Below are 6,528 nucleotides of genomic sequence, written 5' to 3' on the forward strand. Positions count from 1 at the left end.
GCGCTCGAGCCGGTCGACGCGCGAGCCCAGGCCGCCGTCGCCGTCCGCCCCCGGCAGCAGCAGGCGCGCGCACAGCAGTTCCAGCTGCAGGCGCGGCGACGTGGCCCCCGTCATCGCCTCCAGCCCCGCGGCGACGACGTCCGCGGCGCGCGAGACCTCCGCGCGGCCCAGGTGCGCGGCCTGCGCGCGCAGCCGGTCCAGCGCGTCCTCGGGCACCGCGAGGGCCTCGCCCGCCTCGTCGCCGATGGCGGCGACGATGACCAGGTCGCGCAGCCGCTGCAGCAGGTCGTCGGCGAAGCGCCGCGGCTCCTGGCCCGAGTCCACGACGCGCTCGACCACGCGGAAGACCGTCGCGCCGTCGCCCGCCGCGACGGCCTCGACCACGTCGTCCAGGAGGGAGGCGTGCGTGTAGCCGAGCAGCGCGACGGCCACGTCGTAGGTCACGCCCTCCTCGCCCGCGCCCGCGATGAGCTGGTCCAGCACCGACAGGGAGTCGCGGACCGACCCGCCGCCGGCCCGCACGACGAGCGGCAGCACGCCCTTGCCGACGGCCACGCCCTCGCGCTCGGCGAGCTCGCCCAGGTAGGTCGTCAGCTGGTTCGGCGGCACGAGCCGGAAGGGGTAGTGGTGGGTGCGCGAGCGGATGGTCGTGAGGACCTTCTCCGGCTCCGTCGTGGCGAAGACGAACTTCACGTGCGGCGGCGGTTCCTCGACGGTCTTCAGCAGGGCGTTGAAGCCCTGCGGGCTGACCATGTGGGCCTCGTCGATGATGTAGATCTTGAAGCGGTCCCGCGCCGGGGCGAACGTCGCGCGCTCGCGCAGGTCGCGGGCGTCGTCCACGCCGCCGTGGCTGGCCGCGTCGATCTCGACGACGTCGATGCTGCCCGGGCCGCCGCGCGCCAGGCTCGTGCACGAGTCGCACGTCCCGCACGGCGTCGGCGTCGGGCCCGCCTCGCAGTTGAGGCAGCGGGCGAGGATGCGCGCGCTGGTCGTCTTCCCGCAGCCGCGGGGGCCGGAGAACAGGTACGCGTGGGTGATGCGGCCCTTGCTGATCGCCTGGCTCAGCGGGCCCGTGACGTGCTCCTGCCCGATGACCTCCGCGAAGCTCTCGGGCCGGTAGCGGCGGTACAGGGCGGTCGTCACGGGGACGAGGCTAACCCGCACCGCCGACACGTCCAGGGCCCTGCGGCCGGGGCCCCGCGGAACGTGAGGGACCCCCCGCACACCCGCCAGAGCCCGCTTACCCTTGCTGCCTTCCGGCCCTGGGGGAGTTCACAGGATGACGCCGCACGAGGGGTCTGTGACCACTGTACGGGCCGGCGCCGAGCGGGCCAAACCCGCCCGGCGCCGCGGTGGCCGCCGCGCCGCGGGTCACGACCACGGCGGCGGGGGCGCTAGGCTTGCTCACGGAGGATTCGCCTAGTGGCCTATGGCGCACGCTTGGAAAGCGTGTTGGGTTAACGCCCTCAGGGGTTCAAATCCCCTATCCTCCGCCGCAGAGGGCCCGCTCCCGGACTTCCGGGGGCGGGCCCTCTCGTCGTCCCACCCCGCGGGCCCGCGAGCACCTAGACTCGGGCACCGTGATCTTCCAGGCCGTCGGGGACGGACGCCCGTACCCCGACCACGGGTACGAGACGGTCGGGCAGTGGGCCGAGGTGCCGCCCCGGCAGGTCCGCCTCGAGCAGCTCGTGACCACCAAGCGCACCCTCGACCTCGACGCCCTGCTGGCCGACGACTCCACGTTCTTCGGCGACCTGTTCGCGCACGTGGTGTCCTGGCGCGGGCAGCTGTACCTCGAGGACGGTCTGCACCGCGCGGTCCGTGCGGCCCTGCACCAGCGGCAGGTCCTGCACGCGCGGGTGCTGGCGCTTCCGGACTGAGGGGCCCCGGCCCCGGGCGACGAGGCCCGGGCGGGCAGGACCGACCGAGGGGGACGGGCGTGACGCGAGACGAGCAGGACGAGCAGCCGCAGGGCGCGGTGGGGGAGCAGCGGCGTGGCGGCCTCCTCGACGGCGAGGGCGGCTCGCACGACGACGGCGGCGACGAGGTGGCGTCCGCGGAGAAGCTGGCGTCGCGGCGGCGCACCCGGCTGCTGCGGCAGCGGATCGTGTTCGCCGTCGTGGTGCTGGCCGTGTTCGCGGCCGGGACGGTCGGCGCGCTGAGCTGGACGGGGCGCTGGACGCCCGGCGGGACCCCGTCCGCCGGCCCCTCGCCCGGCCCGTCGTGCGCCGTGGCCGCGCCCCCGGCGCTGCTGGTCCCCGCCGAGGTCAGCGTCGGTGTCCTGAACGGCACGACCCGCCGGGGCCTCGCCGCCGCGGTCGCCGCCGAGCTGCGGACCCGCGGGTTCGTCGTGACGCGGACCGCGAACGCCGACGTGGCCGGCGGTCCCGTGACCGCGTCGGTGCGCTACCCCCCGCCGCTGTACGCGCAGGCCCGCACCGTCGCCGCGCGCGTGCCGGACGCGCAGCTCGCCGAGGACCCGGCGGTCCCGGGTGTGGAGCTGGTGCTCGGGGACGGCTACGCGCAGCTGCTGGCGGAAGGAGCCCTGGGCAACCCCGTCGCGCCCGCCGCGCCCCCGGCGCCCGGCTGCTGAGGGACTCCGCGACGACGACGAAGGCCCCCGGTCGGCGGACCGGGGGCCTTCGTCGCTGCGGAGCGGTGGCGGTGGGATTTGAACCCACGGAAGAGTCTCCCCTTCACACGCTTTCGAGGCGTGCTCCTTAGGCCGCTCGGACACGCCACCGTCGGCAACGATACACGGCGGCGGGGTGTCCCCGGCTCCGTCCCGGCGGGTGCGCGCCTCAGCCGCCGTCGCGGCGGCCGGCGAAGAACCCGTCGAGCAGCGCGCGGCACTCCTGCTCCAGCACACCGCCGACGACCTCGACGGTGTGGTTGAGCCGGCGGTCGCGCACGACGTCGCGCAGGGACCCGGCCGCGCCGTACCGCGGGTCCCACGCACCCAGCAGCAACCGCGGGACGCGGGCCAGCACGATCGCCCCGGCGCACATCGTGCAGGGTTCCAGCGTCACGACGAGGGTGCAGCCGTCGAGCCGCCAGCCGCCCCGCGCGCGGGCGGCGGCGCGCAGCGCGAGGACCTCGGCGTGCGCCGTCGGGTCGCCCGCGGCCTCGCGCTCGTTGCGGCCCGTGCCGAGCAGGGTCCCGTCGGCGTCGACGACCACCGCGCCCACGGGGACGTCCCCCGAGGACCGGCAGGCCTCGGCCTCGACGAGGGCCTGCCGCATCCACCCGTGCCAGGCGGCGGGCTGGGCGAGCCCGGTCAGCGCAGGGACTCCAGCACGTCCGCGAACCCCAGCACCTCGCCCACCTCGACGGTCGCGGCGGACGGGTCCTCACCGCTGACGGCCAGGCGGGTCAGCAGTTCCGCCGGTGCCCCGAGGTCGGCGAGCAGGTCGGCCTCGCCCGCCCACAGCTCCTCGACGACGGCACCGGGCACGGCCGGCGCCGCGACGGCGACGTCCTCCACGACCTCCTCGTCGTCGGACTCCTCCTCCGCTGCAGCCGCACCGGTCACCGCGGCGCCCGCGCCGACGCCGGCGGGCGGCGGCAGTTCGGCGAACAGCTCCGCGTAGCGGCTCTCGGCCGCGGCCACCGCGTCGGAGACGAAGACGCGGACGTCCTCGGTGCCGTCGGCGCGCACGAACGCGAACCACTCGTCCTCGCGCTCGAGCACGGCCAGGACGGGGGAGTCGTCGTCGGCGACGCCGCGCAGCACGTCGGCGAGTTCGTCGGGGGAGCTGGTCTGCAGGTCGACGTCGACCGAGCGCCAGCCGTCGTCGTAGGAGAGGACCGCGGTGAAGTACGCCACGGACCCATCGTGGCAGGCCGGTCGGGCTGCGTGCCAGGCGTCCGCGTCGCGGCCCGTCCGGGCCGGCGACGGGCCGCGGGGGTCGGGCGCGGGCACGGGAACACCGCGGGGACGGGAACACGGCGGGGACGGGGAGGCGGCGCGGCCAGTAGGTTCCGTGCCATGCGCCTCCTCGTCATCGACCACCCCCTCGTCGCGCACAAGCTGACGGCGCTGCGCGACGCCGGGACCGACTCCCCCACGTTCCGCCGGCTGGCGGACGAACTGGTGACGCTGCTCGCCTACGAGGCGACGCGCGACGTGCGGGTGGAGGAGCACCCCATCACCACGCCCGTCGCGCCGACCGTCGGGGTCCGCCTCAGCTCGCCCAAGCCGATCGTCGTGCCGATCCTGCGGGCCGGGCTCGGCATGCTCGACGGGATGGTGCGGTTGCTGCCCACGGCCGAGGTCGGTTTCCTCGGCCTGATCCGCGACGAGGCCACCCTCGAGGCGACCACCTACGCCAACCGCCTGCCCGACGACCTCAGCGGGCGGCAGTGCTACGTCCTGGACCCGATGCTCGCGACCGGCGGAACCCTCGTCGCGTCCATCAACTACCTGCTCGACCGCGGCGCCGACGACGTCACGGCGATCTGCCTGCTGGCGGCCCCGGAGGGGGTCGAGGTGCTGCGTCGCGCGTTCGACGGCGCCGCGCACGTCACCGTCGTCACGGCCGCCGTCGACGAGCGGCTGAACTCCTCGGGCTACATCGTCCCCGGTCTGGGCGACGCGGGCGACCGCCTCTACGGCGTCGTCTGACCTCGGCCCCCGACCGCCCGCCGCGTCAGCCCGCCGCGTCAGCCCGGCGCGTCAGCCCGGCGCGGATGGTCGATCACCCACGCCTTTTCGTGCATGCTGTGCACCGTCGGGGGTCGATCGTGCGCGGCCCGTGTCCGTCACTCGCAACCGGCAGTTCCCGGCCCGGCGAGCCGCCCGATGAACCAGGCACTCGGAGACGTCGAGAAGAGGAGCGGGCATGAAGTGGCGCAGAGTCCTGTGGTGGGTCCTGGTGGTCTTCGCCCTGTACGCCGTCTACCGCGCTCCGGACCAGGCCGCGGGATTCGTCCGCAGCGTCGGTGAGGCCCTCGGCACCGTCGTCGAGAGCATCGGCGCGTTCTTCGACGGCGTCCTGAACAGCTGAGCCGCGTGCTGGGCCGCCTGTTCGTCCGCCGCAGCGCCGCGGCACCCGAGGGCTCGGCGGAGACCGAGGGCCGCGACCCGGTCGTGGCCGGTCTCCCGTCGGGGGTCCGCCGCTACCTGCTGCCCACCGAACGCCTCGTCGTGGCCGTGCGTCGGCACCCGGCCCAGCTCCTGGAACCGTTCGCGAGCGTCGTGGCCGCCTTCGTCGCCGTGGTCTGGGTGACGTTCCGGCTGCCCCCCCAGGTGCCGCTGGTCGGGGACGTCCTCTTCCTGGGGTGGTTCCTGCTTCTCGGCCGGGCGGGGTGGCGCCTGCTGCTGTGGCACGGCGACTGGTTCGTGGCCACCGACCGGCGGCTCCTGCTCACGTTCGGGGTGGTGAACCGCCGGGTGGCGATGATGCCCGTCGGGAAGGTCACCGACATGAGCTACAACCAGACGCTGGCGGGGCGGATCCTCGACTACGGGGAGTTCGTCATGGAGTCCGCGGGCCAGGACCAGGCGCTGCGCGAGGTGCGCTGGCTGCCGGTGCCCGACCAGCTCTACATCAGCATCTGCGCGGAGATCTTCGGCGCCGACCGCGTTCCGCCCGTCGTGCCCGGCACCCCGCGGGGGCGTCGCCGGCGCTGACGGTCACCGGACGCACGAGGGGGGCGGGTCCGTGTGGACCCGCCCCCCTCGTGCGTCACCGCAGCCGTCCGATCAGCTGGTGGCGGCGCGGAACTGGTCGATGATGCTCGAGGAGATCGGGCCGCGGGGCGCGACGGCGATCCCGTTCTCGGCGGCCCAGGCGCGCACCGCGCGGGCGTCGACGGCGCTCGTGGCGGCCGGCGCCGACTTCTTCGCCGCCTTCTTGGCGGTCTTCTTCGCGGCGGGCGCGGGCGCCGGCGCCGGGGTCTCCTCGACGGCCGGGGCCGGCGTGGGGGCGGTCTCCGCCGGGGCGCTCTTCTTGGCGGCCGTCTTCTTCGTCGCGGTGGCCTTCTTCGCGGTGGCCTTCTTGGCCGGCGCGGCAGCCGCGGCGGGGGCGGCCGGGGCGGCGGCGGGCTTGCCGCTGAGCGCGTCGGGGAGGTCCTCCCAGGAGACGGAGGTCGCGGCCTTCGACGTCGACGGGTTCCAGGAGACGCCGTTCGAGTTCACGGTGAAGACGCCGATGCGGCGTCCGTTGCGCTTGACCGGGATCTCCAGGTCGGCGCCGCCGACGGGGAGTTCGGTGGCCATCTTCAGCGCCAGGTCGTGACTTGCCATGCTGGTCTCCAAGGGGGGAAGTGGTAGAGGGGGATCGGCCTCACCATGAAACCACAGTTCCCCGTTGGCCTGCGCATCGGTGAGGAATGCCCGGCAGAACCCGAGACGCTCTCATCCGGTGTTCTCGGGAGTGCGTGGAGGAGATGTGGGTAAGAGGCCCGGGAACCCTCACCGAAAGAGCCGGGAAGGGGGCGCGGCGGTTGTCGTGAGCTGATCCCGCGGTGCGCGCACCCGCGGTCCGGGCGGCGTTCGCGCAGCGGGCCCGGCGGTGGGTGGGGACC

General features: G+C 75.0%; 9 protein-coding genes, 2 tRNA genes and 1 other RNA gene. 6 read left to right on the plus strand and 6 right to left on the minus strand.

All coding sequences use genetic code 11. The features are described 5' to 3' along the window. Together GTR02_RS18515 and ffs are read right to left on the minus strand one after the other, a co-directional pair. Nucleotides 1–1,143: DNA polymerase III subunit gamma and tau (locus tag GTR02_RS18515; protein WP_166608961.1), on the minus strand; the 1,143-nt coding region annotated here is incomplete at its 3' end. Between the two features lie 63 nt (nucleotides 1,144–1,206). Further along, nucleotides 1,207–1,302: signal recognition particle sRNA small type (gene ffs, locus GTR02_RS18520), an RNA gene on the minus strand. Between the two features lie 106 nt (nucleotides 1,303–1,408). Between ffs and GTR02_RS18525 the strand changes: the two genes are divergently transcribed. The 3 genes from GTR02_RS18525 to GTR02_RS24690 all read left to right on the plus strand — a co-directional run bounded on the left by GTR02_RS18525 (nucleotide 1,409) and on the right by GTR02_RS24690 (nucleotide 2,593). Further along, nucleotides 1,409–1,493 (plus strand) — tRNA-Ser (locus GTR02_RS18525). A gap of 87 nt (nucleotides 1,494–1,580) precedes the next feature. Beyond that, nucleotides 1,581–1,880, plus strand: a complete 300-nt coding sequence (locus GTR02_RS18530) for a type II toxin-antitoxin system VapB family antitoxin (protein ID WP_166608962.1) — start codon at nucleotides 1,581–1,583, stop codon at nucleotides 1,878–1,880. A gap of 59 nt (nucleotides 1,881–1,939) precedes the next feature. Further along, nucleotides 1,940–2,593, plus strand: a complete 654-nt coding sequence (locus GTR02_RS24690) for a LytR C-terminal domain-containing protein (RefSeq protein ID WP_166608963.1) — start codon at nucleotides 1,940–1,942, stop codon at nucleotides 2,591–2,593. Nucleotides 2,594–2,656: 63 nt separating this feature from the next. Here the strand turns inward: GTR02_RS24690 and GTR02_RS18540 are convergent. From GTR02_RS18540 to GTR02_RS18550, 3 genes are all read right to left on the minus strand, one after another. After that, a tRNA-Ser gene (locus tag GTR02_RS18540) sits at nucleotides 2,657–2,743 on the minus strand. A gap of 58 nt (nucleotides 2,744–2,801) precedes the next feature. Then, nucleotides 2,802–3,242 (minus strand): nucleoside deaminase, encoded by a 441-nt coding sequence (locus tag GTR02_RS18545; RefSeq protein WP_166608964.1) that lies wholly within the window; start codon nucleotides 3,240–3,242, stop codon nucleotides 2,802–2,804. A 35-nt stretch (nucleotides 3,243–3,277) separates the two neighbouring features. Further along, nucleotides 3,278–3,826: a tRNA adenosine deaminase-associated protein gene (locus GTR02_RS18550; RefSeq protein WP_166608965.1), complete on the minus strand. Its 549-nt coding sequence runs from the start codon at nucleotides 3,824–3,826 to the stop codon at nucleotides 3,278–3,280. Between the two features lie 162 nt (nucleotides 3,827–3,988). On the opposite strand from GTR02_RS18550, the gene upp reads away from it, so the two are divergent. The 3 genes from upp (at nucleotide 3,989) to GTR02_RS18565 (ending at nucleotide 5,632) form a co-directional block, all read left to right on the plus strand. After that, nucleotides 3,989–4,624 carry a uracil phosphoribosyltransferase gene (gene upp / locus GTR02_RS18555; RefSeq protein ID WP_166608966.1) on the plus strand — a complete coding sequence of 212 codons (636 nt, stop codon included), beginning with the start codon at nucleotides 3,989–3,991 and terminating at the stop codon, nucleotides 4,622–4,624. Nucleotides 4,625–4,841: 217 nt separating this feature from the next. Then, a complete protein-coding gene (locus tag GTR02_RS18560) occupies nucleotides 4,842–5,006 on the plus strand; it encodes a hypothetical protein (protein ID WP_166608967.1) in 165 nt (54 codons plus the stop codon). A gap of 5 nt (nucleotides 5,007–5,011) precedes the next feature. Continuing rightward, on the plus strand, nucleotides 5,012–5,632 hold the full coding sequence (locus GTR02_RS18565) for a PH domain-containing protein (RefSeq protein WP_205709587.1): 621 nt from the start codon (nucleotides 5,012–5,014) through the stop codon (nucleotides 5,630–5,632). A gap of 72 nt (nucleotides 5,633–5,704) precedes the next feature. On the opposite strand, the gene GTR02_RS18570 is transcribed toward GTR02_RS18565, so the two are convergent. Continuing rightward, the gene (locus GTR02_RS18570; RefSeq protein ID WP_166608968.1) at nucleotides 5,705–6,247 is read right to left on the minus strand and encodes an Lsr2 family DNA-binding protein; all 543 of its coding nucleotides are present in this window, start codon (nucleotides 6,245–6,247) and stop codon (nucleotides 5,705–5,707) included. Nucleotides 6,248–6,528: the final 281 nt, after the last annotated feature.

It is taken from the genome of Kineococcus siccus (assembly GCF_009906795.1).
Classification (GTDB): domain Bacteria; phylum Actinomycetota; class Actinomycetes; order Actinomycetales; family Kineococcaceae; genus Kineococcus; species Kineococcus siccus.